At 50.9% G+C, this 24,939-nt stretch carries 23 protein-coding genes; 18 read left to right on the forward strand and 5 right to left on the reverse strand.

Features of this window, described 5'->3' with window-relative positions; all coding sequences use genetic code 11:
* Position 1: 1 nt before the first annotated feature.
* From METH5_RS0108840 to METH5_RS0108860, 5 genes are all read left to right on the forward strand, one after another.
* Positions 2-2,638, forward strand: a complete 2,637-nt coding sequence (locus METH5_RS0108840) for a bifunctional diguanylate cyclase/phosphodiesterase (protein WP_029148164.1) — start codon at positions 2-4, stop codon at positions 2,636-2,638.
* 134 nt (positions 2,639-2,772) lie between these two features.
* The gene (locus METH5_RS0108845) at positions 2,773-4,017 is read left to right on the forward strand and encodes a nidogen-like domain-containing protein (RefSeq protein ID WP_232410994.1); all 1,245 of its coding nucleotides are present in this window, start codon (positions 2,773-2,775) and stop codon (positions 4,015-4,017) included.
* 181 nt (positions 4,018-4,198) lie between these two features.
* Complete coding sequence (locus tag METH5_RS0108850; RefSeq protein WP_232410995.1) at positions 4,199-4,411, forward strand: hypothetical protein; 213 nt, start codon at positions 4,199-4,201, stop codon at positions 4,409-4,411.
* A 13-nt stretch (positions 4,412-4,424) separates the two neighbouring features.
* Positions 4,425-4,694 carry a hypothetical protein gene (locus tag METH5_RS0108855; protein WP_029148166.1) on the forward strand — a complete coding sequence of 90 codons (270 nt, stop codon included), beginning with the start codon at positions 4,425-4,427 and terminating at the stop codon, positions 4,692-4,694.
* 40 nt (positions 4,695-4,734) lie between these two features.
* Positions 4,735-4,962 carry a hypothetical protein gene (locus tag METH5_RS0108860; protein WP_228519697.1) on the forward strand — a complete coding sequence of 76 codons (228 nt, stop codon included), beginning with the start codon at positions 4,735-4,737 and terminating at the stop codon, positions 4,960-4,962.
* Between the two features lie 47 nt (positions 4,963-5,009).
* On the opposite strand, the gene ppk2 is transcribed toward METH5_RS0108860, so the two are convergent.
* Positions 5,010-5,972, reverse strand: a complete 963-nt coding sequence (ppk2, locus tag METH5_RS0108865) for a polyphosphate kinase 2 (protein WP_036307751.1) — start codon at positions 5,970-5,972, stop codon at positions 5,010-5,012.
* 151 nt (positions 5,973-6,123) lie between these two features.
* Here ppk2 and METH5_RS0108870 point away from each other — a divergent pair, with 151 nt between their 5' ends.
* The gene (locus METH5_RS0108870; protein ID WP_029148168.1) at positions 6,124-7,752 is read left to right on the forward strand and encodes an inorganic phosphate transporter; all 1,629 of its coding nucleotides are present in this window, start codon (positions 6,124-6,126) and stop codon (positions 7,750-7,752) included.
* A 148-nt stretch (positions 7,753-7,900) separates the two neighbouring features.
* Here METH5_RS0108870 and METH5_RS0108875 read toward each other — a convergent pair whose 3' ends face one another.
* Entirely contained in the window at positions 7,901-8,338 is a 438-nt protein-coding gene (locus tag METH5_RS0108875) for a MarR family winged helix-turn-helix transcriptional regulator (RefSeq protein WP_029148169.1), read from the reverse strand.
* Between the two features lie 303 nt (positions 8,339-8,641).
* Here METH5_RS0108875 and METH5_RS0108880 point away from each other — a divergent pair, with 303 nt between their 5' ends.
* Positions 8,642-10,033 carry a 3'-5' exonuclease family protein gene (locus tag METH5_RS0108880; protein ID WP_029148170.1) on the forward strand — a complete coding sequence of 464 codons (1,392 nt, stop codon included), beginning with the start codon at positions 8,642-8,644 and terminating at the stop codon, positions 10,031-10,033.
* Between the two features lie 42 nt (positions 10,034-10,075).
* On the opposite strand, the gene ccoG is transcribed toward METH5_RS0108880, so the two are convergent.
* Positions 10,076-11,485 (reverse strand): cytochrome c oxidase accessory protein CcoG, encoded by a 1,410-nt coding sequence (ccoG, locus tag METH5_RS0108885; RefSeq protein WP_029148171.1) that lies wholly within the window; start codon positions 11,483-11,485, stop codon positions 10,076-10,078.
* Positions 11,486-11,571: 86 nt separating this feature from the next.
* A complete protein-coding gene (locus tag METH5_RS0108890; protein WP_029148172.1) occupies positions 11,572-12,996 on the reverse strand; it encodes a PLP-dependent aminotransferase family protein in 1,425 nt (474 codons plus the stop codon).
* Between the two features lie 118 nt (positions 12,997-13,114).
* On the opposite strand from METH5_RS0108890, the gene METH5_RS0108895 reads away from it, so the two are divergent.
* The 7 genes from METH5_RS0108895 to METH5_RS0108925 all read left to right on the forward strand — a co-directional run bounded on the left by METH5_RS0108895 (position 13,115) and on the right by METH5_RS0108925 (position 18,318).
* Entirely contained in the window at positions 13,115-13,459 is a 345-nt protein-coding gene (locus tag METH5_RS0108895) for a hypothetical protein (protein ID WP_029148173.1), read from the forward strand.
* 135 nt (positions 13,460-13,594) lie between these two features.
* Complete coding sequence (gene rplU, locus METH5_RS0108900) at positions 13,595-13,909, forward strand: 50S ribosomal protein L21 (RefSeq protein WP_029148174.1); 315 nt, start codon at positions 13,595-13,597, stop codon at positions 13,907-13,909.
* Between the two features lie 47 nt (positions 13,910-13,956).
* A complete protein-coding gene (gene rpmA / locus METH5_RS0108905) occupies positions 13,957-14,214 on the forward strand; it encodes a 50S ribosomal protein L27 (protein ID WP_029148175.1) in 258 nt (85 codons plus the stop codon).
* Between the two features lie 248 nt (positions 14,215-14,462).
* A complete protein-coding gene (gene cgtA, locus METH5_RS0108910) occupies positions 14,463-15,515 on the forward strand; it encodes an Obg family GTPase CgtA (protein WP_029148176.1) in 1,053 nt (350 codons plus the stop codon).
* Positions 15,516-15,520: 5 nt separating this feature from the next.
* Positions 15,521-16,642: a glutamate 5-kinase gene (gene proB / locus METH5_RS0108915; protein ID WP_029148177.1), complete on the forward strand. Its 1,122-nt coding sequence runs from the start codon at positions 15,521-15,523 to the stop codon at positions 16,640-16,642.
* Positions 16,643-16,678: 36 nt separating this feature from the next.
* Positions 16,679-17,173, forward strand: coding sequence for a 5-(carboxyamino)imidazole ribonucleotide mutase (gene purE / locus METH5_RS0108920; protein ID WP_029148178.1), 495 nt, complete (start codon positions 16,679-16,681; stop codon positions 17,171-17,173).
* On the forward strand, positions 17,170-18,318 hold the full coding sequence (locus METH5_RS0108925; RefSeq protein ID WP_029148179.1) for a 5-(carboxyamino)imidazole ribonucleotide synthase: 1,149 nt from the start codon (positions 17,170-17,172) through the stop codon (positions 18,316-18,318). Before purE ends, METH5_RS0108925 begins: the two co-directional genes overlap by 4 nt.
* A gap of 130 nt (positions 18,319-18,448) precedes the next feature.
* Here the strand turns inward: METH5_RS0108925 and rpsT are convergent, their stop codons facing one another.
* Entirely contained in the window at positions 18,449-18,820 is a 372-nt protein-coding gene (rpsT, locus tag METH5_RS14885; protein ID WP_081726724.1) for a 30S ribosomal protein S20, read from the reverse strand.
* 206 nt (positions 18,821-19,026) lie between these two features.
* On the opposite strand from rpsT, the gene murJ reads away from it, so the two are divergent.
* From murJ to lspA, 4 genes are all read left to right on the forward strand, one after another.
* On the forward strand, positions 19,027-20,571 hold the full coding sequence (gene murJ / locus METH5_RS0108940; protein WP_029148180.1) for a murein biosynthesis integral membrane protein MurJ: 1,545 nt from the start codon (positions 19,027-19,029) through the stop codon (positions 20,569-20,571).
* A complete protein-coding gene (locus METH5_RS0108945) occupies positions 20,571-21,473 on the forward strand; it encodes a bifunctional riboflavin kinase/FAD synthetase (RefSeq protein WP_029148181.1) in 903 nt (300 codons plus the stop codon). The genes murJ and METH5_RS0108945 overlap by 1 nt, the downstream gene beginning before the upstream one ends.
* 91 nt (positions 21,474-21,564) lie before the next feature.
* Positions 21,565-24,444 (forward strand): isoleucine--tRNA ligase, encoded by a 2,880-nt coding sequence (gene ileS / locus METH5_RS0108950; protein ID WP_029148182.1) that lies wholly within the window; start codon positions 21,565-21,567, stop codon positions 24,442-24,444.
* A gap of 7 nt (positions 24,445-24,451) precedes the next feature.
* Positions 24,452-24,928, forward strand: coding sequence for a signal peptidase II (gene lspA / locus METH5_RS0108955; RefSeq protein WP_029148183.1), 477 nt, complete (start codon positions 24,452-24,454; stop codon positions 24,926-24,928).
* Positions 24,929-24,939: the final 11 nt, after the last annotated feature.

Below are 24,939 nucleotides of genomic sequence, written 5' to 3' on the forward strand. Positions count from 1 at the left end.
CATGTCTGCACAACAATTCACATCTGCAGGGCGGGGCAAGCTGATCAGACATTTGTGGCTGATGGTCTTGTTTGCGCTGTTTATTTGCCTGTTGCTCACGCAGGCGAGCATGCCTGTGTCTACACACCGCTTTATCGTCTTGTTACTCGGCGTGGCCGTTGCCTTATGGGGCGTGTTAACGGCGTTGGTCTGGCATCAGCACCGCACCGCGTTGACCGCACAAGCCGCAGACCTGCAACTCTTTAATCGCGTGCTGATTGACGCCTATAGCAGCCAAAATTTTACGCCAGTTGAGTTTTCTCCTGCGGACGCAACCAGCGTGACGGCGGGCTGGCAGCAACTGCGTACGCAGTTGGCGCAACTCAATAACCAAGATGCTGCGGCGCAGCATTCCCAGCAACATCACCATCACCAGCAGCTCAATCAGCTTTATCTGGCCTTGAGCCAATGTAATCAGGCGATTGTGCAAAGCCATGACAAGTACACTTTGTTTGAGCAGATTTGCCGGATTATTGTCAATTTAGGTCACGCCAATATGGCCTGGATTGGCGAGTTAGACCGTGACAGCAAGCAGATCGTTGTGGCCACTGCCTTTGGCTCGGGTGTCAATTACCTGGATGAAGTGCTGATTTCGGCCGACCCGGCTGCGGCATGTGGCAGAGGCCCTTGTGGCTTAAGCATGTTGTCCGACCACCCTTATTGGGTACACGACTTTCAAACCAACCCTATCAGTGCCGTGTGGCATGACAAAGCCACTGAGTTTGCCTGGAAAGCCGCTGCCTTCTTGCCACTGCATACCGAAGGCAGAGTGATCGGTTGCCTGTCATTGTATGCCGCCCACGCGCAGGCGTTTGATCCTGATATTCAGCGCCTGTTGCAAGATATGGTGGCGAATATAGACTTTGCGCTGGACCGGTTTGAAGTGCAGGCGCAGCGCAGTTTGTATCAAAGTAATTTGCTGGTGAGTGAGCAGCGGGCGCAACTGGTGCTGGAAAACGCGCTGGATGCCATTGTGAATATTGACCTGCAGGGCTTGATTGTTGAGTGGAACCGTGCGGCAGCGCAGATGTTTGGGTATACGCGCGCAGAGGTGATTGGCCGCCTGCTCGAAGACGTGATTGTGCCGTCTGCATATCGTGAGGCGCATCATCAGGGCATGCAGCGTTTGCAGCAAAGTGGTCAATCGCGCTTGCTGGGCAAGCTGATCGAGATTACTGCCTTGCGGCGCGATGGCAGCGAGTTTCCGATTGAGCTCACCATTGTTGAAATTGAGCGCGATGATGCACATTATTACAGCGCGTTTATTCGCGACATTACCACGCGTAAAGAGGCCGAAGAGCGCATCCGCTTTTTGGCCAATTTTGATGCGTTAACTGGCCTGCCTAACCGCAATTTACTCAATGAGCGCGTGATCGTTGAGATTGAAAAAGCCTGGGATCAGGACGGCCAGTTTGCGCTAATGTTCTTGGACCTGGATCATTTTAAAGATGTGAATGATAGCCTGGGTCATCGCTATGGTGACAACTTGCTGATCGCCTTGACTAAGCGTTTTCAAAGCCTGGTGCGGCCGCAGGATACGATTTGTAGGCTGGGTGGCGATGAGTTTGTATTTTTGCTGGCAGAGGCTGATCACGCCATTGCCCGTGAAATTGTTGAGCGTCTGTTAAAAGCAGTCGAACAACCATTTGTGATTGACCAGTATGAACTCACTATCACGGCCTCCATTGGGGTGGCGATTTACCCGGACGACGGCCTCGATATGGAAAGCCTGCAGCGCAATGCGGATGTGGCGATGTACCGGACCAAAAAGGAGAGCCGTAATAGTTATCGGTTTTTTAGTAACCATATGCAAGTGCAGACCGCACGCAATCTGCAGTTGGTCAATGCGTTACGCCAAGCCATTGCTTTGGGCCAGTTGGCTGTATATTACCAGCCACAGGTCGCGCTCGACTCTGGTCGCCTGATTGGCGTTGAGGCCTTGTTGCGCTGGAAGCATCCGCAATTAGGCTTTATTTCACCGGCCGAGTTTATACCGCTGGCCGAGTCTAGCGGCTTGATTATTGCCATTGGCAGCTGGGTGCTAGAACAGGCCACACAGCAAATTCAGGCCTGGCAACTGGCGGGCATACAAGGCCTGTCTGTCTCGGTGAACTTGTCCAGCATACAGTTTCGCGACCCAAAACTACCGGCGCTGGTGAAGGCGATTCTTGAGCGTTATCAAGTGTCGCCACAGTGCCTGGAGCTAGAGCTCACCGAGGGTGTGGCATTAGAAAATCCTGAAGGCGCGGTGGCGATGATGGATGCCTTGCACGGCCTGGGTGTGCGTTTGTCGATAGATGACTTTGGCACCGGTTATTCGTCACTGAGTTATCTTAAAAAGTTTAAGGTCTACAAACTCAAGGTAGATCAGACCTTTGTGCGTGACATTACTACCGATGATGAAGACAAAGCCATCGTGATTGCGATTATTCAACTGGCGCGCAGCCTGGGCATGAAAACGATTGCCGAAGGGGTGGAAACCCCTGAGCAAAAAGCATTTTTGCAGGCGCAAGGCTGTGACGAAATGCAAGGCTACCTGCTAAGCAAACCCATGCGCAGCGACGACGCGACAACTTTTTTGCTGTCTTATTCTTACTAGCTCAGGGTAATCAGCCCCAATACATTTCTTGCCAGCGCATCGATTAATTATGTATTTATATATTAATTAAATATAAATATTGTTAACATACCTCACTTAAAATCTTAAATAAATAAAATGTGAGGAGTAGCACGATGGGTAGCAATACGGTCTTTTTATCTGGAATGAAGAAAATCAGCCTTGCCGTTATGTTGGCAGGGTTGTCGGCAAATGTGCAGGCGATTGAGTTGCTGAGTGGGTTTGGCGGCGATGCTGGCTTTGGTGAGCTGGCAATGCTGCAAAATGATGATGGTTCGAGTAATGCATTGAACCTGCCATTTAATATTAATTTTTTTGGTCAGGCATTCAGCAGCTTTTTTGTTAACAATAACGGCAATATCAGTTTTCTAAGCCCGCTGTCAACGTTTACACCGCGAGCGTTTCCGGTGGCCAGCCAGCCTATCATTGCGCCTTATTGGGCAGATGTCGATACGCGCACCAGTAGCCCTGCGCCTTTAGGCGGTAATAATGTCTACGTGGCTTCACCAAGTGCCGATACTGTGGTTGTGACCTGGAACAACGTGGGTTATTTTCCTGCGCAAAACGACAAGCAAAATAATTTTCAATTAGTGCTGCAAAAGGCCCCAGGCACAACGGATGGTAGTTTTAGCGCCGAGTTTCGTTATGACCGCCTGCAATGGACGACGGGCAGCGCCAGTGGCGGTATCAATGGTTTGGGTGGTGTGCCTGCGCAAGCGGGCTATGATGCAGGGGATAATATCAACTACGAAACCTTGCCAGGTTCACTCTCAAATGAGGTGTTGAATCTGGTTAACTTGAGCAACGTGTCTACCGCGACGCCTGGTTTGTGGCGTTTTTTGTTTAATAACGGTGCCTTGCCGGGCCAAACTGCCGAAAATGCCTTTTTGCCTGTGGTGGTTGATGGTGCTTATCAATTTGAATTCAATGTGCAGTTAAACCAGCGCGTGTTTATTGATCCGCTGGTTGCGGTGGGCTATGACTACGAAGTGACGGGCAACCAGTTTACGTCAGTTTTGCTGCCACTACTGACCGCCGACACCGATGGCTATGCAATTTATGCCTTGGGTAATGTGACGCCTGGTGGCTTGCTTGGCACGGTAATGGGTGGCACGGTGTTTGACTTTGCCGCCCCGCTGAGCGGCTTTACGGTGGTTGGTATTGATACTGCAGCCATGCTTAGCCCCGGCAACACAACGGCATTCGTCACCGGCCTGACGTTCTTGAATGCAGGCGTGGTTACCATGTCGCAAACGCCGATTACCAGCTTTGTGGCGCAAGTGCCGGAGCCATCCTCTTATGCCATGTTGTTATGTGGTTTGGCAGGCTTGATCGCCGCGCGCCGTCAAATGCGTGCATAACAACATCCGTATCACCTGCGCTTAAAAGCCCTGCATTGCAGGGCTTTTTTTATGCCTGTTTCACGCTTAAGCCAGGCTGTTTCAATATGCGGATAAAACACTGGCTACGGATGCATTATTTCTGCTTGACAATGTAAATGATAATTATTATCATTTGAAAGCAGTGTAGCCAAGGAGACACATGATGAAACGTCATACGGTGGTTGGAAAAACCATGCTGGCTGGAAAAACCGCCTGCAAGGTGCTTTATCATCAATCTTCAGACACGGTAGAGCTGGAGGTGGGCGGCACCACGCTTAAATTTGAAGCCGACAGCTTTATCGTGATTAACGAAATGCTACGCAAGGCGGCGGCCCGCATTGTGATGCAGACTGAAATCGAGATGAGTGTTTGAAAGAGAGATTGCCATGAATACAATGAATATCCACGCCATACGCTACGACCCCAGCCTGCCTGATGCGGAGTCTGTGATGGCGTCGTTGCTCTATATTGCGACCTTGTATATCAAAAAACCAACCTATGACCTGGCCAAGCAGGCCTTGCGCCTGGCCGAAACGCTGACCGCGCCCGAGTATGCCGATTCGGACCTGATTTGTAGTGTATCGCGCCGGATGTGTGTGCAATGGACCTTGTTGGTCAATGAGCATGAGCAGGCTGAGACGCCGCTAGCAATATAAAAACAACCGTATTTAGGGGTTGAGTATGAGTGAGGAAAGTATGTGTAAGAAAATTCTATTGTCCGGTCAGGCCGGTTTCCGGGTGCATTATTGTGAAACGCATCGCACGATAGAGCTTGAAATTGGTGCCATGAGTTTGCGGCTGGATGAAGATGCACTGGAAGTAATGAGTGATGCGCTGGATGAGTCTGTGAGCAAATTACAGGCATTGCATGCGACCAAGGGCTCTTTTCAGGCCTTTATGCGGCAGTTGAATATGCCGGATTAAGTGATGCAGGTAGGCGGTGGTGCCAATATCACCGCCTGTTTGCAGCATTAATACTTGGCCGGGACCAGCATTTCTTTAGGCACTGGCTCGCGGATATAGTCGGTGTGATAGACGCGCTTAGGCAACACGACCGGCGCGTGTTCTACTTCGCCGTATTCAATCTGGCTGAGTAAATGGCTGATGCAGTTTAGGCGCGCTTTCTTTTTGTCTACTGCCTCTATGACCCACCATGGTGCTTCGGGGATATGCGTGCGTTCCAGCATGACCTCTTTGGCTTTGGTGTATTGCTCCCACAGGCGGCGGGATTCCAAGTCCATCGGGCTCAGTTTCCATTGCTTGAGCGGGTCGTGAATACGCGTCATAAAGCGTAAATGCTGCTCATCGTCGGTGATCGAGAACCAATATTTAATCAATATAATGCCGGCACGTACCAGCATCTTTTCAAACTCGGGCACCGTACGGAAAAACTCTTCGTACTCTTCATCGTTGCAAAATCCCATGACCTTCTCTACCCCGGCACGGTTATACCAGCTGCGGTCAAACAACACCATTTCGCCACCCGCTGGCAGGTGAGAAATATAGCGTTGAAAATACCATTGCGACCGTTCACGCTCACTCGGAGCAGGCAATGCGGCAACACGGCAAACGCGCGGATTCAGCCGCTGCGTGACCCGTTTAATCACCCCACCTTTACCGGCGGCATCGCGCCCCTCAAACAGCACGACAACTTTTAATTTTTTACGCACCACCCAGTCTTGCAGTTTGACCAGTTCGCCCTGCAGCCTAAACAGTTCTTTAAAGTAAGTTTGACGCTCTGACAGCCTGTCTGATGCGCCATCCGTGATGTTGCCTGCACCAGTGAACTCCGCCAGAATCTGCTCCATGCGTTCATCGTCCAGCTCCATTTCCAGCTCTTCATCAAAACTATCAAGCATGTCATTATTGAATCGTTCATCCATCGACATATGCTCCTCAATGGCGTGGATTTCAGCAGATTTTTCGATTGTCATCGCGGTTCCAATGTGGCTATTCAGACTGATAATTTAGATTTTTAGCATGACAGTTTGATGACGGCTGCGCGATTGCTCTTTTTTGTTGTCATCAATATGACATATTTAAAAATAATACTTGAGCTCTTCATAGAAAATCTGGAGCAGTTAAATGGATACTTCAGCGGCTAGTCAATCGACGCTGTTACATAGCGCGTCCTCCTCTAAGCCTAATCTCGATAAAAAAGCCGGTGCGCTCACCATGGCAATTTTTGTGGGCTTATTGCTGCTTGGCTTGGTGTATACCGGCTTTAGCCTGATGCATGACGTTACAGATACCGGCGCGCAAACGACCACCTGGCTGCCATTTATATTACTTGGTGTGGCATTGGTGATTGCGCTCGCCTTTGAGTTTGTGAACGGTTTTCATGATACGGCGAATGCGGTCGCCACCGTCATTTATACCCACTCATTGCCTGCTAACTTCGCGGTGATCTGGTCAGGGACGTTTAACTTTCTGGGTGTGCTAGTGTCTAGCGGCGCAGTGGCTTTTGGCATTATTTCTTTGTTGCCGGTGGAGCTAATTTTGCAAGTGGGCTCTGGTGCGGGGTTTGCCATGGTGTTTGCATTGCTCATTGCCGCCATCATGTGGAACTTGGGCACCTGGCTGCTGGGCCTGCCTGCATCTTCATCGCATACCTTGATTGGCTCGATTATTGGTGTTGGTGTGGCCAATGCGCTGATGCATGGACGTGATGGCACCAGCGGTGTAGATTGGGCGCAGGCGACCAAAATCGGCTATTCACTATTGCTTTCCCCTTTGATTGGTTTTTTCTGTGCCGCGCTATTACTGCTCGCGCTCAAAGCATTTGTTAAAAGCAAAGAGCTGTATCAAGAACCCAAAGGCAATAAGCCACCCCCGCTGTGGATTCGTGGTTTGCTGATTTTGACCTGTACTGGCGTGTCATTTGCGCATGGCTCCAATGATGGCCAAAAAGGCATGGGGTTGATTATGCTGATTCTGGTGGGCACGGTGCCTATGGCGTATGCCTTGAACCGCGCGATGCCCGCTGACCAAATGACGCAGTTTGTGGCGGTGGCGCAGGTGACGCAGCAATCGCTGGTGCACAACACAAGTTTAACGCTACCTGCCACTAACGAAGCGGCCCGCCACGTGCTCACAGACTATGTGCGCACCAAAACCGTCACGCCGCAAGTGGTGCCTGCATTAGCGGCCATGACCGGTAGTATTGGTGAGCAGGTGAAGTCACATGGCACCTTTGCCGAAGTCCCTGTAGAACAAGTCGGTAACGTGCGTAATGATATGTATCTGGTGTCTGAAGCCATTCGTTTTCTGGATAAAGACGACAGTGTTAAATTTGACGGTGATACCAAAGCAAACGTGACCGCCTTTAAAAAAGAAATTGACCGCGCCACCAAATTTATTCCGCTCTGGGTAAAAGTGGCCGTCGCCATTGCTCTTGGCCTCGGCACCATGGTGGGCTGGAAGCGCATTGTGGTCACAGTAGGTGAAAAAATCGGCAAAACGCACCTGACTTACGGCCAGGGCGCCTCGGCTGAATTGGTTGCCATGACCATGATAGGCGCAGCGGATATGTACGGTTTACCGGTGTCGACCACCCATGTTTTATCATCAGGCGTGGCAGGCACGATGGCCGCCAATAAGTCAGGCTTGCAAATGTCGACCATCCGTAACCTGCTGATGGCCTGGGTGCTGACATTGCCGATGGCGATGGTGCTATCAGGCAGTTTATATTGGCTGTTTACACACCTGTTTTAACTTGATCTGTTTTTAACTGGGACACGACCCGATGACAAAAGAAACGCACAAGCGCAGTTTCTTTTGTCTAGGCTGGTTTAATGGTGATCGTTATTGACGGCTGGTTGGGTGAGTAATCACTCATCAGCGTGAGCGACTCGAGGCATCGCTAGTCAGGAATTTTAGCCGTCACATTTTTGGTCAGCGTATTCAGCGTTTGATTCAGGGTGTCAAAGGCCGTGTTGTTAAGCCCGGTATCACAGGCAACGCGTTTTTGTACATCAGACAGTTTGCTGCGCAACGCTTGGCCTTCTTCAGTCAGGCTCACAATCACTACACGCTCATCATCTTTTTGACGTGTGCGTTTGGTCAGCTTTTTAACTTCCAGGCGTTTCACCACTGGCGTAATCGTGGCTGGCTCCAGCATTAGTTTTTCGGCGATTTGTTTGATCGACAATTGCTTGTATTGCCAGAGTGCGACCAAGACCAGATATTGCGGATAGGTCAGATTTAATTTGTCCAGATCAGGCTTGTAAGAGCGCAACAACGCATGCGTTGCCGAGTAGAGCGAAAAGCACAATTGGTTTTCAAGGTATAAGTTAGGCATGAGCGTAAAAAATTATATTGTCATTAATATGAATCACAGGGCATTACAGCATCAATCGGGGTGGGTGTCTATAGCTGTTTTGTAGGAGAAACACTGGTTTTGTATAAGATATGAGACATAACATATGATATCGGGCTGTTTAAGGGTGATTTGACCGGTCAGCCTGCCTCCGGCGTCAATGTTTGCTCCTAAGTTTTTGCCTAAAATGTGCCTGCGTGAGTGGCGGCGGTGAATAGATAAAAGTGCGCTAAAATGGTCAGGTTTTCCCGCCAATTTGATGTGCAGTAGAAAGCCTTTTGCGTGATGTTGCCTTCCGTTACTTTTCTTGACCTCGAAACCACCGGGGCAACGCCTTTACGAGACCGTATTACCGAAATTGCGCTGGTGCGCTTCGATAACGGTGTAGAGACGGTGCGTTGGCAAACGCTGGTCAATCCTCAGCAACCGATTCCGCCTTTTATTCAATCGCTCACCGGCATTAACAATGCCATGGTGGCTGATGCGCCTTTATTTGCTGAGGTGGCCGATAAACTGCTGGCCTTACTGGAAGGCTCGGTGCTCGCCGCACACAATGTGCGCTTCGACCATGGTTTTTTAAAGTCTGAATTTAAGCGCCTCAATATTACTTTGCGCCAAAAAGTATTGTGTACGGTCAAGTTGTCGCGCCTGTTATACCCGCAACATTTTAGCCACGGCATTGACGCGATTATCGCGCGTCACCAGATCACTGGTCTGGCACGTCACCGCGCCATGGGTGATGTGGAGGCGATTTTAGTGATGCTGGGTGATGCCAAACGTGACTTGGGCGAAGCGGTGGTACAGGCTGCGGCGTTAAAGCTAATGGCCGCACCTACCTTGCCGCCGCATATTGATGCCAGCCTGGTGGGTGAGCTGCCAGAGGCACCAGGCGTTTACCTGTTTTATGGCGAAAATGCGTTGCCGCTATATGTCGGTAAAAGCATCAATCTGCGCGCACGCGTGCTCTCGCATTTTAGTCGTGACCATGCGTCGAGCAAAGAAATGCGCATGACGCAGGAAATGAAACGCTTTGAATGGATGCCGGCTGCGGGGGAGTTTAGTGCCTTGTTGCTGGAGTCGCGCCTGGTTAAAGAGCTGCAACCTATTTATAACCGTCAGTTGCGCCGTGAGCGTTCATTATGTAGCTGGCAAATTGAGCCTGAGGCGCAGCCCCTGCTTAAGCTGGTGCATGAAGATGACATTGACCCTAGCCAAATGGCGCAGTTGTTTGGCACCTTTAGAAGCAAACGGCAGGCGGTTGAAACCTTGCGCAAAATCGCTGACCTGAGCCACTTGTGCGTCAAAGTGCTGGGGCTGGAAGCCGATCGCGACGGGCCATGTTTTGCTTATCAACTCAAACGTTGCAAAGGCGTGTGTTGCGGGCAAGAGTCGGCCGAAATGCATGCCCTGCGTGTGCAGCAAGCCTTGATGGCACATAAACTCAAAGCCTGGCCATACCGCGGCAAAATAGGCATAGAAGAATACAACCTGGAACATGACCTGCGCCAGATTCACGTGTTTGAGCACTGGGTGTATTTAGGCGTGGCGGTGGATGATGACAGCTTGCAGGCGTTGCGAGCACAAAAAACAGCCCTTAAATTTGACCTCGATAGCTACAAGTTACTGTTGAAAATGCTGGCACACAAAAAGACCCGTGTACTGGATCTGGCTGGTTAGGAAAGTTATTACCAGCCGCGTACACGGGTAAGGGGTAGGGTGTCAGGGCAGGTAGAAGGTGCTGTTGGTTGACACTTTCTCTCCATTGGAAAGTGCGGTGACCTCGATCTGAATGCGATGGCTGCCTTGCAGGTCACTCGCCGGGAGTGACAGGCTCAAAGGCACCAATACTTCTTCGGTAGGGGCTGCCGTGAGTATCTGCTCACTTTCCACGCGCAAGCCGTCTATGCCGCTGGCACGCACCTGGTAGCGCTGATTGTGCTCGGTGGCATTGGTGAGGTGCAGTTGGTAAGGGTTTTCAATGCCATGGCCGGTTTCGCGGTACATAATGTTGCGGTCACGCATGATGTCGACCTTGAAATCAGGCTTATGCAATAGGCCGTAGCCTAACCACCCCATCATCAATACAAACAACCCGCTATAGATTAATACGCGTGGCCGCAACAAGTGCTGGCTGAGCTTGTGCTGGCCGCTAAGGCCTGCTGCAGAAAAACGGATCAGGTCGCGCGGATAGTGCATTTTGTCCATCACGTCATTACAGGCGTCTATGCACAAGCCGCAACTGATACATTCATATTGCAAGCCATTGCGAATATCAATCCCTACCGGGCAAACCTGTACGCAGATGTTGCAATCAATACATGCGCCCAGGCCTTGCGATTGGTAGTCTTGCCCTTTGCTGCGGCTGCCACGCGGCTCACCACGTGCGCTGTCATAGGCCACAATCAACGTGTGGTTGTCAAACATTGCACTTTGAAAGCGCGCATAGGGGCACATGTGTTTGCAAACCTGCTCGCGCAGAAAGCCGGCGTTGCCATAAGTGGCCAGGCCGTAAAAGCCGAGCCAAAAGCATGACCAGCCGCCCATTTGCCACTGTTGCATCTCACTAAACAACTCGCGTATAGGCGTGAAATAACCGACAAAGGTAAAGCCTGTGAGCAGTGAAAAAGCCAGCCAGGCGGAGTGCTTGCTCACTTTTATGCCGGTTTTGCGTGCGCCCCAGGGTTGGCTATCGAGTTTTTGCCTGGCCATGCGGTCACCTTCTATACGGCGCTCCATCCACAAAAAAATCTCGGTATACACCGATTGCGGGCAAGAGAAACCACACCAGAGGCGGCCAGCCACAGCGGTAAATAAAAACAGACCCAAGGCGCAAATAATCAGCAATAAAGCCAGGTAAAACAAATCTTGCGGAAATATCACCAGGCTAAATAGATAAAAACGGTGTGCATCAATATCGAGTAATAGCGCCTGGCGCCCGCCATATTGCAGCCAGGGCATGCCGTAAAACACCAATTGGGTCAGCCAGATCATGAGCCAGCGCCAGTTTTTAAAGTAGCCGCTCACAGAGCGCGGGTAGACCTTGGGCGTTTTTTGATAAAGCGAGATGGTTTGCTCGCCGACGGGGGCTGCCACAATTGGAATCACCTGTTTACTGCGTGAAGAGGTCATAAACGCGCTCAATATAAATAAGACGAGCGCAGTGTAAAAGAGGTGGCTAATTTAAAACAGATTCAGTTTGTGATTAAAAAACCATATCAGATGGGTGGCTGAGTGCTTGATTTCATTAGGCGCCCCAAACGCTCAATCGCCTGCAGATGCACCGTGTTAATGGCGTGGCCGTAGTTGAGCCTGATATAGCCCGCGTATTGCTGCTGTGACGAAAACATATGGCCGGGCGCCAGACTGATATTTTGGGCAATCGCCTGTTGAAACAGGTGCAAACTATCTTGTTGTGCAGGCAGTTGCAGCCATAAAAAATAGCCGCCTTGCGGTAAGGTAAAGCGCACTTGTGGCGGCAGGTGCTGGTGAATGGCTTGTGAGAATTGCAGTTGCTGCAACATGAGTTGGTGCCGCAACTGGCGCAAGTGTTTGTCGTAGCCGCCTTTTGCCAGGTAGCTCGCCAGCGCCAGTTGGGCTGGAATAGAGGTCGCCAAGGTGGTGGAGATTTTTAAACGGGTAATTTTTTCGGTAAAACGTCCGGCAGAGACCCAGCCTACCCGGTAACCCGGTGCCAGTGCTTTTGAAAACGAACTGCAATGCATGACCCAGCCATCATCATCCCAGGTGTTGGCAGGCAATGGCCGCTGCTGGCCAAAGTACAATTCGCGATAGACATCATCTTCTATCATCGGCAATTGGTAGCGCGTGATGAGCGCAACCAACGCCTGCTTTTTTTCTGCGGGCATCAGGCTGCCAGTGGGGTTTTGAAAGTTGGTCATCAGCCAGCACGCTTTGGGCTGGTGCTGAATAATCGCACGCTCCAACGCCGCTAAATCTATGCCTTGTTCCGGGTGGCTAGGGACTTCAATCGCACGCAACCCCATGCGCTCTATCGCTTGCAGGGCGGCGTAAAAACTGGGCGACTCGATAATCACGCTGTCGCCAGGCTGGGTGACAGCGGCCAGGCACAGATTAAGTGCCTCCAGCGCGCCATTGGTAATCACAATGTCATTCGGGTCGGTTTGCTTGCCATCCAACTGGTAACGCAAGGCAATTTGCCGCCTGAGGGCGAGATCGCCCTGGCCAATGTCACTCACTGTTTCTTGTGGTTGCATGCGGCGCACGGCGCTGGCCATATGGTCTGCCAGTTTTGACAGCGGAAACAACAGCGGGCTGGGAAAAGCCGAGCCGAATGGGATCTGTTGCGGGTCTTTAATGCGTTCAAGTAAATTGAACACCAGGTCACTGACTTGCAGCGTGGTCGGCGTGCCGTCATCGCTTGCCGCATGTGGCAGCAGGCGCTCGCTACGCAAGGGGCCGGCAACGTAGTAGCCCGAGCGTGGGCGCGTTACAATCAGGCCGCGCGCTTCGAGCAGGTAATAAGCCTGAAACACGGTAGACGCGTTCACCTGCTTGCTGGATTGTATCTGGCGGATAGAGGGCAGCTTGTCGCCGCGCTTGAGCAGGCCTTGCTGGATGGCGCTGGCGATTTCTTCGGCGATGATTTCGTATTTCTTCACAAGTAGCCCCGCTGTCATTAAATGCGTCATCTGATATGGTTAATTTAATCTAAACTGAAGCTGTTATGCAATGCTTGTCGGCGATAAGCTGTACTCTTTTATACAATAGAGAGTGGTCATGCTTGTGTCTGACATGCTGACGTCCGCGGTGAACAGCGTGACGCAACACAATAAAAAACAGTATGCGCTGAGTCTGCCAGACGGGCAGACCCTGGAGCTGACGGTGGCTGATATGTTTAATGTGCAGTTGTTGCAGCAGGGTATTTTGCTGGCATGCGTGCATTTTCAGCCCCTGAGTTCGCTTAATAATATTGAAATGCAACCGCTTTACCGGGTGGCGTCGTTACGCACGGCAGCAGGTGACGATGCCCAGCTTTCTCCTGAGTTGCTGGCGTGTGTGTTTGCTGTTTATCGGTATTACACCAATGGCAGTATCCGGCCTTGGCGACAAGCTGTAAAATAGCCCACTGGGCAGTAAAGTGAGCCGCGCGTCGGGTCGGCACAATCACTGTTAAAAACAGGTACAAATATATTTGCATTCTTGAATAAATTGCGTATAATTGCCGGTTCTTTAAAAGGCGATTTTTTAAGGCATTATATGTACGCAGTGATTAAAACAGGTGGCAAACAGTACAAAGTAGCCGCTGGTGACAAGGTGAAAGTTGAGAAATTGGCTGGTGACGTTGGCTCAACAGTGGTGATCGACAAAGTGTTGATGATTGCTGATGGTGAAACAACTACAGTTGGTGCACCTTTGGTAGCTGGTGCGAAAGTGAACGCCACTGTGGTATCACACGGCCGTGGTGACAAGGTGATGATTTTTAAAATGCGTCGTCGTAAGCACTACCGCAAGACTCAAGGTCATCGTCAGAGCTACACGGAAATTAAAATCGAAACTATTTCAGCAAAATAAGCACGCTCTGCTTGAATAAGGCAGATTGCTAGAATAAGGAATCAAACATGGCACACAAAAAAGCAGGCGGTAGTTCACGTAACGGCCGCGACTCACAAGCCAAACGCCTGGGCGTTAAAGCTTTCGGTGAAACAGTTGTTAACGCTGGCAGCATTATCGTTCGCCAACGTGGGACTAAAATGCACGCTGGCGAAAACGTTGGCATGGGTAAAGACCACACGCTGTTTGCATTGGTAGAAGGCAAAGTTAAATTTGCTATTAAAGGTGCCTTAAAGCGCCATACCGTGAGCATCGAAGCGGTTTAATCATCGTTTTGTGTAAAAAGCCCTGTCGCTTGACGGGGCTTTTTACTTTATAGTGATTAGATTGTAGCCTTGTATGATTGTCTGTGATGGCGCTTGCCTGAACAGGCGATTTTAAATTTTTAAGATGCAGTGCAAGGCGCACGGCGCGTAACCCCCGAAATGTGCCATCAGTACATGCGGCTGTTGCGCACCACGTAACCTGACACTCCTTCTTTTGAGGGCATTGCGCTTAAAAAGGCAAATTGAACATGAAGTTTATTGACGAAGCGACTATCAAAGTTTATGCCGGTGACGGCGGTAACGGTGTTGCCACTTTCCGCCGTGAAAAATATGAGCCTATGGGCGGCCCCAACGGCGGTGACGGTGGTCGTGGTGGTTCTATTCTGGTGCTTGCTGATCGCAATATCAATACGCTGGTGGATTACCGCTATACGCGCACCTTCAAGGCGCAGCGTGGTGAAAACGGTAGCGGGTCAGACTGCTACGGCAAGGGTGGCGACGACATGATCTTGCGTGTGCCTGTGGGTACCACCATTAGCGATAAAGCCACCGGGCAAATGATGGTGGACTTGAATACCGATGGCCAGCAAGTGATGATGGCCAAAGGCGGCAATGGCGGCCTGGGTAATATCCACTTTAAAACCAGTACCAACCGTTCTCCACGCCAATGTACCAAAGGTGACCCGGGTGAAGCTTTTGAGCTGTATCTTGAGTTAAAAGTCCTGGCGGATGTTGGTTTGCTGGGGATGCCAAACGCGGGTAAATCCACCTTTATACGCTCAGTTTCTGCAGCAAAACCCAAAGTGGCTGATTATCCATTTACTACGCTGCATCCTAATTTGGGCGTGGTCCGTGTCGACAGCAATCGTAGCTTTGTGATTGCCGATGTGCCTGGCCTGATCGAAGGCGCAGCTGAAGGCGCTGGGTTGGGTCACCAATTCTTGCGTCATTTGCAACGGACTTCTTTGTTGTTGCATTTGGTCGACCTGGCGCCGTTTGACGACGCTGTTGACCCGGTCCAGGAAGCTAAAGCCATCGTTAATGAACTGAAAAAATACGACCAGGAACTCTACGATAAACCGCGCTGGCTGGTGCTGAACAAGATTGACATGCTGCCAGACAGTGCGCAAAAAGTGGCCGAGTTTGTGAAAGCCTATGGCTGGGAAGGTCCGGTGTTTCCGATTTCTGCAATTAGCGGTGTCGGCTGCCAGACCTTAACCTACGCCATCATGGATCATATTGAGCAATCACGTGCGCAACGTGAGCTAGAAGAAGCACAGCCGCAACCAGCGACAGAATAAGCTTTATGGGCGTTTCACTCATACAAAACAGCAAAACCCTGATTGTAAAGGTCGGTTCCAGCCTAGTCACTAATAATGGCCAGGGCCTGGATAAAACGGCGATAGCCGCCTGGGCGCAGCAAATCAGTGCACTGGTCAAGCAGGGCAAGCAAGTGGTGCTGGTCTCTAGTGGTGCGGTGGCCGAAGGCATGCAACGCCTGGGCTGGAAAAAGCGCCCGGTAGAGGTGAATGAGTTGCAGGCAGCCGCAGCGGTGGGGCAAATGGGCCTGGTGCAAATGTATGAACAATGCTTTGCACAGCACGGCTTGCACACGGCCCAGTTGCTGCTCACACATGAAGACCTGGCTGACCGCAAGCGCTATCTGAATGCGCGTAGCACCTTGCGTACCTTGCTCGATTTAAACGTGATCCCTATCATCAATGAAAATGACACCGTGGTCACTGAAGAGATTCGCTTTGGTGATAACGACACCTTGGCTGCGCTGGTCGCTAACCTGATCGAGGCCGATGCGCTGATTATTCTCACTGACCAGCAAGGCTTGTATTCGGCTGATCCACGTAAAGATCCGCATGCCGTATTTGTTAACTTTGAAACCGCTGGCAATCCTGCATTGGAAAGCATGGCGGGTGGCGCAGGCAGTGCGGTAGGCACTGGCGGCATGCTCACCAAAATTTTAGCCGCTAAGCGTGCTGCCAACAGTGGCGCGCATACCGTGATTGCTTCTGGCCGTGAGGCCGAGGTGCTGCTGCGCTTAAGTCAGGGCGAAGCCATCGGCACCCATTTACAAGCCGGGCAAATGAAAACACTGGCCAAAAAGCAATGGCTGGCCGATCATTTACGTGTCGGCGGTAAGCTGGTGCTAGATGATGGCGCCGTCAATGTGTTGAGTAAAGACGGCAAAAGTTTATTGCCTATTGGCGTGGTCGACGTGCTGGGCCAGTTTGAGCGCGGTGACGTGGTGGCCTGTGTGGATGCACAAGGTAAAGAGTGGGCGCGTGGCATTGTCAATTACAATGCCAATGAAGTGCGCAGAATCAAGCGTAAACCCAGTAATGAGATTGAACAAGTGCTGGGCTATGTGGAAGAAAAAGAGTTGATACACAGGGATAACCTGGTATTGGTTTAATTGCCAACAAGACGAAGAGAGTGACAAGGCAACGTGATGAGTAAACCTTTGGTAGCCATTATTATGGGGTCGGACAGCGATTGGCCGGTCATGAAAAACGCCGCACAAATGCTGGCAGATTTTGGTGTTGCTTACGAGGCGCGCGTAGTGTCTGCGCACCGTACGCCAGACCTGATGTTCGAGTTTGCTGAATCTGCCGTTGCAAACGGGTTTCAGGTGATTATTGCTGGTGCGGGCGGGGCTGCGCACTTACCGGGCATGGTGGCCGCAAAGACCACATTGCCAGTGTTGGGAGTGCCTGTGCCGTCCAAACATCTGCAAGGGCAAGACTCCTTGCTGTCTATTGTGCAAATGCCTAAGGGTATTCCGGTGGCCACGTTTGCGATTGGCGATGCTGGTGCCGCCAATGCCGGTTTATTTGCGGTGGCCGTATTAGCTAATCAGGATGCTGGTTTGGCTGCCAAGCTGACCACTTTCCGCCAGAAACAGGCCGAAAAAGTACATGCAATGGTCTTGAGCGAGCAACCATGACAGCATCCGTGATTCAACCTTCCGCAATGCTGGGGATGCTGGGCGGCGGCCAGCTTGGCCGTTTTTTCGTGATTGCTGCCCACGAAATGGGCTACAAAGTCACGGTGCTCGACCCGGATAAAAACAGCCCGGCCGGTATGATTGCCGATGTGCATTTATGCGCTGCGTTTGACGATGCAGATGCTTTAAAAACCATGGCCGAAACCTGCCAGGCGATTTCAACTGAATTTGAAAACGTGCCCGCCGCAACGCTGGCCACGTTGGCGCAATCTACCGTCGTGCACCCCAGTGCCGATGCCGTAGCTATTGCGCAACATCGAATTAAAGAAAAAACTTTTTTCAAAGCGTCTGGTTTGCCGGTTGGCCCATTTGTGCCGGTGACTGTTGAAGCTGATTTGCCGGAAGATGGCGACATGTATCCGGCCGTACTGAAAGTGGCGCGTTTTGGCTACGATGGCAAAGGTCAGGCGCGGGTCGCAAATCGTGAGCAAGCTGTTGCTGCTTTTCAGGGCTTTAAGCAAGAAGTCTGCGTGCTGGAAAAAATGCTGCCGCTGGACCTGGAAGTCTCCGTGGTACTGGCGCGTGATGTGCACGGCAATATTGCCGCTTTCCCAACCGCCGAAAATAGCCATTTGAACGGTATTCTAGATATAAGCATTGCCCCAGCACGTTGTTCTGAAGTGATTAAAGCCAATGCGCAAGAACTTGCAAAAAAACTGGCGACCAGCCTTAATTATGTGGGCGTGATGGGCGTAGAGTTTTTTGTCGTCGGTAACCAGTTGCTGATCAACGAAATTGCACCGCGTCCGCATAACTCCGGCCATTACACCCTTGATGCTTGCGTGACCAACCAGTTTGAGCAGCAGGTGCGCGTGATTACCGGCCAGGCATTGGGCAGCCCGCGTTTACATAGCAATGCAGTGATGGTGAATATTCTGGGCGATAGCTGGCTGTATAGCGGCAAGCAGGCTGAACCCGCCTGGGATAAAGCTTTCGCACATGGCAACCTCAAAATGCACTTGTATGGCAAGCATGAGCCGCGCAAGGCGCGCAAAATGGGCCATTTCACGGTGATCGGTGAAGAGGCGCAAGAAGTACTCAATGTTGCCAAAGTGGCGCGCAGCGAGTTGCATATTGGTGAGTAGCTAGCTTGTCATTAAAAAAGCCCGGTATGTCCGGGCTTTTTTACGTGAGTTGTCAGTGGATTGCTGGGCGATCAGGCAATAAAAAAACCGGACATGCGTCCGGTTCTTTTAGTATGCACCCCTACTGAAATTATTCAGCAGCTTTTTTCGCGCGAGGCTTGGCAGCTTTTTTAGCTGGTGCCGCTTCGGCTTTCGGTGCAGCTGCTTTTTTCACAGAAGCCAAAGTCGCAGATACTTCACCGGACAATGCTTTGATAGCAGCAGTCAAGCGGCTCTTATGACGAGCAGCTTTGTTTTTATGAATGATTTTTTTGTCAGCGATACGATCAATCACGCTAACATTTTCTTGGTAAGAAGCTACAGCAGCAGCTTTGTCACCAGTTTGAATCGCTTTGATTACTTTTTTAATCGCAGTACGCAAAGTTGAACGTAACGCAGCGTTGTGCGCGTTTACTTTGACGGATTGGCGCGCGCGTTTGCGCGCTTGTGCGGTATTTGCCATATTCGTTTATCCTGTAGCTTTCAAAAGGGGTGTGATACGAAACCGTGCATCATACTGTTTTTGCTTTGTTTTTGCAAGATTAAAAACGCATTTAGTCGATTGATTGTTGCTGCATGGTAAAATCGGCCAACTTTTTAATCTGCCTCGCAGTAAGCTGTGAGCGATGCACTGCCAATAACATTTAAGGCGCCTATTTTCCATCATTTATGAATTTGCTCAAAGCACTCGCCACCGTTGGTGGCATGACGTTTATTTCGCGCCTGTTGGGCTTTGTGCGTGACACACTGATTGCCCGTATTTTTGGGGCAGGGGTGGCCACCGATGCCTTTTTCGTTGCGTTTAAAATCCCTAATCTGTTGCGCCGCATTTCAGGCGAGGGTGCGTTTAGCCAGGCCTTCGTGCCAATCTTGTCTGAATACCGCAAACAGCGTACGCCCGAGGCAACTAAAGCCTTGATTAACCATGTGGCCAGCTTGTTGGGCTTGTTTTTGGTGGCGATCACTATTCTCGGTATGTTGGCAGCGCCGCTGATTGTGCGTGTGACCTCGCCCGGCTTTGTGCATGATCCGGCCAAGTTTGCGCTCACCACTGAGCTGTTGCGTATTACCTTTCCTTATATATTGTTTATTTCGCTGGTCTCAATGGCTGGCGGCGTGCTCAATGCGTTTAGCAAATTTCAGGTGCCTGCGTTTACCCCGGTCTGGCTCAACTTGAGTTTTATCACGGCGGCCATTTTTGTTGCGCCACATTTTAACAACTCAGTCTATGTGCTGGCTTGGGCCGTGTTTGTTGGCGGCATTATTCAATTGCTGTATCAATTGCCTTATTTGCAAAAAATAGGCATGTTGCCGCGTTATGCCATTAACGTTGAAGACGAAGGCGTGCGCCGTATTCTCAAGTTAATGGGCCCGGCCATTTTTGGCGTGTCTGTGGCGCAGATTTCAATTGTGCTCAATAATATTTTTGCCTCTTTTATGCCCACTGGCAGTGTGTCCTGGCTCTATTACGCTGATCGCCTGATGGAGTTTCCGACTGGCGTGCTAGGCGTCGCGTTGGGCACAATTTTGCTGCCGAGCTTATCTAAAGCGCATGTTGATAAATCTAGCGCCGAGTTTTCATTGTTGTTAGATTGGGGCTTGCGGCTGACGTTTATGCTGGCGATTCCAGCTGCGGTGGCGATGGCGGTGCTCTCCAAACCTTTAGTTGCCAGCCTGTTTTATTACGGTAAATTTACCTCTATGGACGTGCTGCAAACCGAACGCGCACTGATTGCTTATAGCCTGAGCCTGCTAGGCCTGATTATGGTAAAAGTGCTGGCGCCGGGCTTTTATGCGCGTCAAAACGTGAAAACGCCGGTCAAAATTGCTATTTTCACGCTGGTGATGACGCAAGTGATGAATGTGGGTTTTTTAATGTTTACGTCTTTACAGCATGCCGGATTGGCGCTGGCTGTGGGGTTGGGCGCTTGCCTGAATGCGACTTTGCTCTGGGTGACCTTGCAAAAAACAGGCGCCTATCAGCCGCAAGCTGGCTGGATCGCCTTTTTGCTTAAGCTATTAGCCGCCGTGACGGTGATGGCAATGGTGTTATTCGCGGCAGCCACCTGGTCTGGAGATTGGCTGGCCATGCCGACATTGACCCGCTTGTTGCATCTGGCAGGGGTGGTGGTGCTGGGCATGAGTGTGTATTTTGCCGCCCTCGGCTTATTAGGCTTTCGACCTAAAGACTTCATGAAACGGGTGGCCAAATAATGCAGATATTTCGTCATATTCCACAACACTCACCGCCACAAGCGATTGCGATTGGTAATTTTGATGGCATGCATTTAGGGCACCAGGCCTTGCTGCGGCAACTGATCGCGTTCACGCAAACCTACAAAATCACACCGGCGGTAATGACATTTGAACCGCACCCGCGCGAGTTTTTTATGCCGCAGAATGCCCCTGCGCGTTTGGCCTCTATGCGCGAAAAGCTGGAATATTTTGCTGAGTGCGGCGTGCAGCATGTCTACGTGCAGCGCTTTAATCATGCGTTTGCCGCACAGAGCCCAGCCACGTTTATGCAAGTGCTGCGCCAGCAACTCAATGCCAATGTGGTCATGGTCGGTGAAGACTTCTGTTTTGGTGCCAAGCGCGCAGGCAGTGTGCAAACGCTGATTGAACACGGTTTTAACGTGATTCCGCTGCCGGAAGTGCAATTACACGGCGAGCGCGTTTCCAGCACGTTGCTGCGTAATGCGCTGGCGGCAGGTGAGTTGATTAAGGCGCACACCTTGCTCGGGCGACCGTACAGCATTAGCGGCAAAGTGGTACACGGTGCCAAACTTGGGCGCCAGCTTGGCTTCCCTACTGCCAATGTGCATATGCGCCACGAACGGCCTGCACTGACCGGGGTTTATGCGGTAAAATTGAACAATTTACTGGCCGTTGCCAATTTGGGCAATCGGCCGACCTTGGAAGGTATCCCCAAACTCAAGCTTGAAGTGCATGTGTTTGATTTTAATGGTGATCTTTACGATCAGCATGTGCATGTGCAGTTTTTTCATAAACTGCGCGACGAACAAAAGTTTGCCGGGCTGGATGCATTGAAAGCGCAGATTGCGCTGGATGCCTTGCAGGCAAAACAATACTTCGCCGCAGATATACGCGGATAAACGCAGATAAGCTGCTTCCACTATTATTAGTAGGCGGCATGTATCTGCGGGCATCTGCGTTTATCTGCGGCTAAATAATTGGATTTTTTAAATGACTGACCAAACCAAAGATTCAAAATACACGCTGAATTTACCTGAAACCAGCTTTCCGATGCGCGGCGATTTGTCCAAGCGTGAGCCGGCCTGGTTAAAAAGCTGGCAAGAACGCAAGGTTTACGAGCGCATTCGCGCCAAGCGCAAAGGTGCGCCAAGCTTTATCCTGCATGACGGCCCGCCGTATGCCAACGGCGATATTCACATTGGTCACGCGGTGAATAAAATCCTTAAAGACATTATCATCAAGGCCAAAACCATGAGTGGTTTTGACGCGCCTTATGTACCGGGCTGGGATTGCCACGGCTTACCGATTGAGTTAGTGGTGGAGAAAAACCACGGCAAGAATATAGACCCGGCCAAGTTTCGCGAGTTGTGTCGTGCTTATGCCGCCGAGCAGGTAGAAAAACAGAAAAAAGATTTTATCCGCTTGGGTGTGCTGGGTGATTGGGATCATCCTTACTTGACCATGGCGTTTAATACCGAGGCCGACATTATGCGCGCCTTGGGTGAAATCTATCAAAACGGCTATTTATACCAGGGCTCCAAGCCGGTGCATTGGTGTGTGGACTGCGGCTCTGCCTTGGCTGAGGCCGAAGTTGAGTATGAGGACGTTAACTCACCTGCGATTGATGTTGGTTTTAAAGTGGTAGATAACGCGGCGTTGAGCCACGCGTTTGGTACATCCGTGATCGGCGATGCATATGCCGTGATCTGGACCACGACCCCGTGGACATTGCCTGCTAATCAGGCGGTTAGCGTCAATGCAGAGCTCGAATATGACTTGATCCAGACCAGCAAGGGTTTGCTGATATTGGTGCGTGACTTGGCAGAAAAAACATTGGCCAGATATGCAGAAGAAAACACTTCTGTGATTGCCAGTTGTAAGGGCGACGCCCTGCGCGGTTTGCAATTGCAACACCCGTTTGATGACCGCCTGGTGCCTGTGATCACTGGCGACCACGTGACCACCGATGCCGGTACTGGCCTGGTGCACACCGCTGCCGCGCACGGTAACGATGACTGGTTGGTGATGCGTGCTAACTTTCCTAACGAGAAACCGCGTGTGCTCATAGGTGGCGATGGTAAGTTCTTTAGCAGCGAACTGGTTGAATTGGCCGAGATTCGTGGCTTGAGCCGTCAGGATGCCAATAAAATCATTCTGGCTAAATTGCAGGAAAATGGCGCGTTGCTTGCCTCCGCACGTTTAAACCACAGCTTTCCGCATTGCTGGCGCCATAAAACGCCGCTGATGCAATTGGCGACGCACCAGTGGTTTATCGGTATGAACACGGTTGGCAAAGAGGGCAAAGCCTTGCGTGAGCAGGCGAATACCGCCGTGGACGCGACGCAGTTTTTCCCGAGCTGGGGCCGTGCCCGCCTGGAAGCCATGATTAAAAACCGCCCGGACTGGTGCGTGTCGCGTCAGCGTAACTGGGGCGTGCCTATGCCGTTCTTTGTGCATAAAGAAACCGGCGAGCCGCATCCACATACCATGCAATTGCTGGAAACCGTGTGCAAACAAGTTGAGCTGCAAGGCATTGAGGCCTGGTTTAGTTTGAGTGGCGACGCGTTTCTGGCGCAACATGCGCCTGCGAATGCCGAGCAGTATAAAAAAGTCACCGATACATTAGATGTGTGGTTTGACTCAGGTGCCACACATTATGCCGTGGTACGTTCTGAGCAACACCCGAGCTTGTCCGCTGCGGCCAGGCTGCGTGTTGCTGAACATCAACCAGTGGCCGATTTGTACCTGGAAGGCTCAGACCAGCACCGTGGCTGGTTCCAGTCCAGTTTGTTGACTGGTTGTGCGATGAACGGTAACGCCCCTTATAAAGCCTTGTTAACGCATGGTTTTGTGGTCGATGGTGCTGGCCACAAAATGAGTAAGTCTAAAGGCAACGTGGTCGCGCCACAAAAGGTGATGGACACGTATGGTGCCGACATTTTGCGCTTGTGGGTGGCGTCGACCGACTATTCGGGCGAACTGACCATCAGTGACGAAATTTTGAAACGTGTGGCTGATGGCTATCGCCGCATCCGCAATACTTTGCGCTTTTTGCTCTCTAATCTGGCTGATTTTGATGCCAGTAAAGACTTGCTGCCAGTTGAGCAGTGGCTGGAAATTGACCGCTATGCGCTGCATCTGACCCAGCAATTGCAAACCGGCATTCTGGCTGATTATGATAAATATGAGTTTCATCTGGCGGTGCAGAAATTCGTCGGCTTTTGCTCGGAAGATTTAGGTGGTTTTTACCTGGATATTCTCAAAGACCGCCTCTACACCAGCGGTGAAAGCTCGCATGCACGTCGTGCCGCGCAAAGTGCTTTGTACCATATCACCCATGCCATGATGCGCCTGATGGCGCCGATTTTGAGCTTTACTGCGGACGAAATCTGGCAGACATTAGGGCTGGATGCTGTGGCGACGGTGTTTGAAGAGGACTGGTATGGCTTACCAGCGCATGGCTTAGACAGCGATATTATTGAAACGTGGACGGAATTAAGAAAGGCTAGAACTCCGGCAGCTCTTAATCTGAACATTAATAAGGCTATTGAAGATAAGCGCACTGAAGGTGTTATTGGATCATCATTACAAGCAGAGCTAGATATTTATTTGCATGATGACAATCTATTGAAAATGTTTGAGCGAATTGGGGATGATTTAAAGTTTGTTTATATTGTTTCCAAAGTAAACGTTTACAAAGCGGTTACTCGACTTGAAGAAAAGGTTTTTGTTCGACCTAGCGCACATCAGAAATGCGACCGTTGCTGGCATTATCGCGCCGATGTTGGTGCCAATGCCGAACATCCAAGCATCTGCGGCCGTTGCGTAAGTAACCTGTTTGGCAGTGGTGAAGTACGCACCTATGCCTAAATTTAGCATGCATAGTGTGCGTTCAGCGTTGCCGTGGCTGGTGTTGAGTGCCATCGTGATTGCGCTCGACCTCTACACCAAGCACCTGGTTCAGCAGGCATTTGCTTATGGTGAGCATCTGCCGGTGACCGGCTTTTTTGAGCTGGTGCGTTACCACAATACTGGTGCCGCATTTAGCTTTTTAGCCAATGCGGGTGGTTGGCAACATGGCTTTTTTACGGCGGTGTCTACACTGGCGTCGGTAGTCATGGTGTATTTGCTGCTCAAGCATCCGCAAAAAAAACTGTTTTGCTTTGGCTTGGCGCTGGTGTTAGGTGGCGCCTTGGGTAATTTGTACGACCGTTTGACGTTGGGTTATGTGGTCGACTTTTTGCTGTTTTATTATCAGCAATGGGCCTGGCCAGCATTTAATGTGGCCGATAGCGCTATTTGTGTGGGTGTGGGCTTGTTGATGCTGGATAGTTTTAAACAGCCTAGTGCATAACGGCTGGGTGC

Source organism: Methylophilus sp. 5, assembly GCF_000515275.1.
GTDB lineage: Bacteria > Pseudomonadota > Gammaproteobacteria > Burkholderiales > Methylophilaceae > Methylophilus.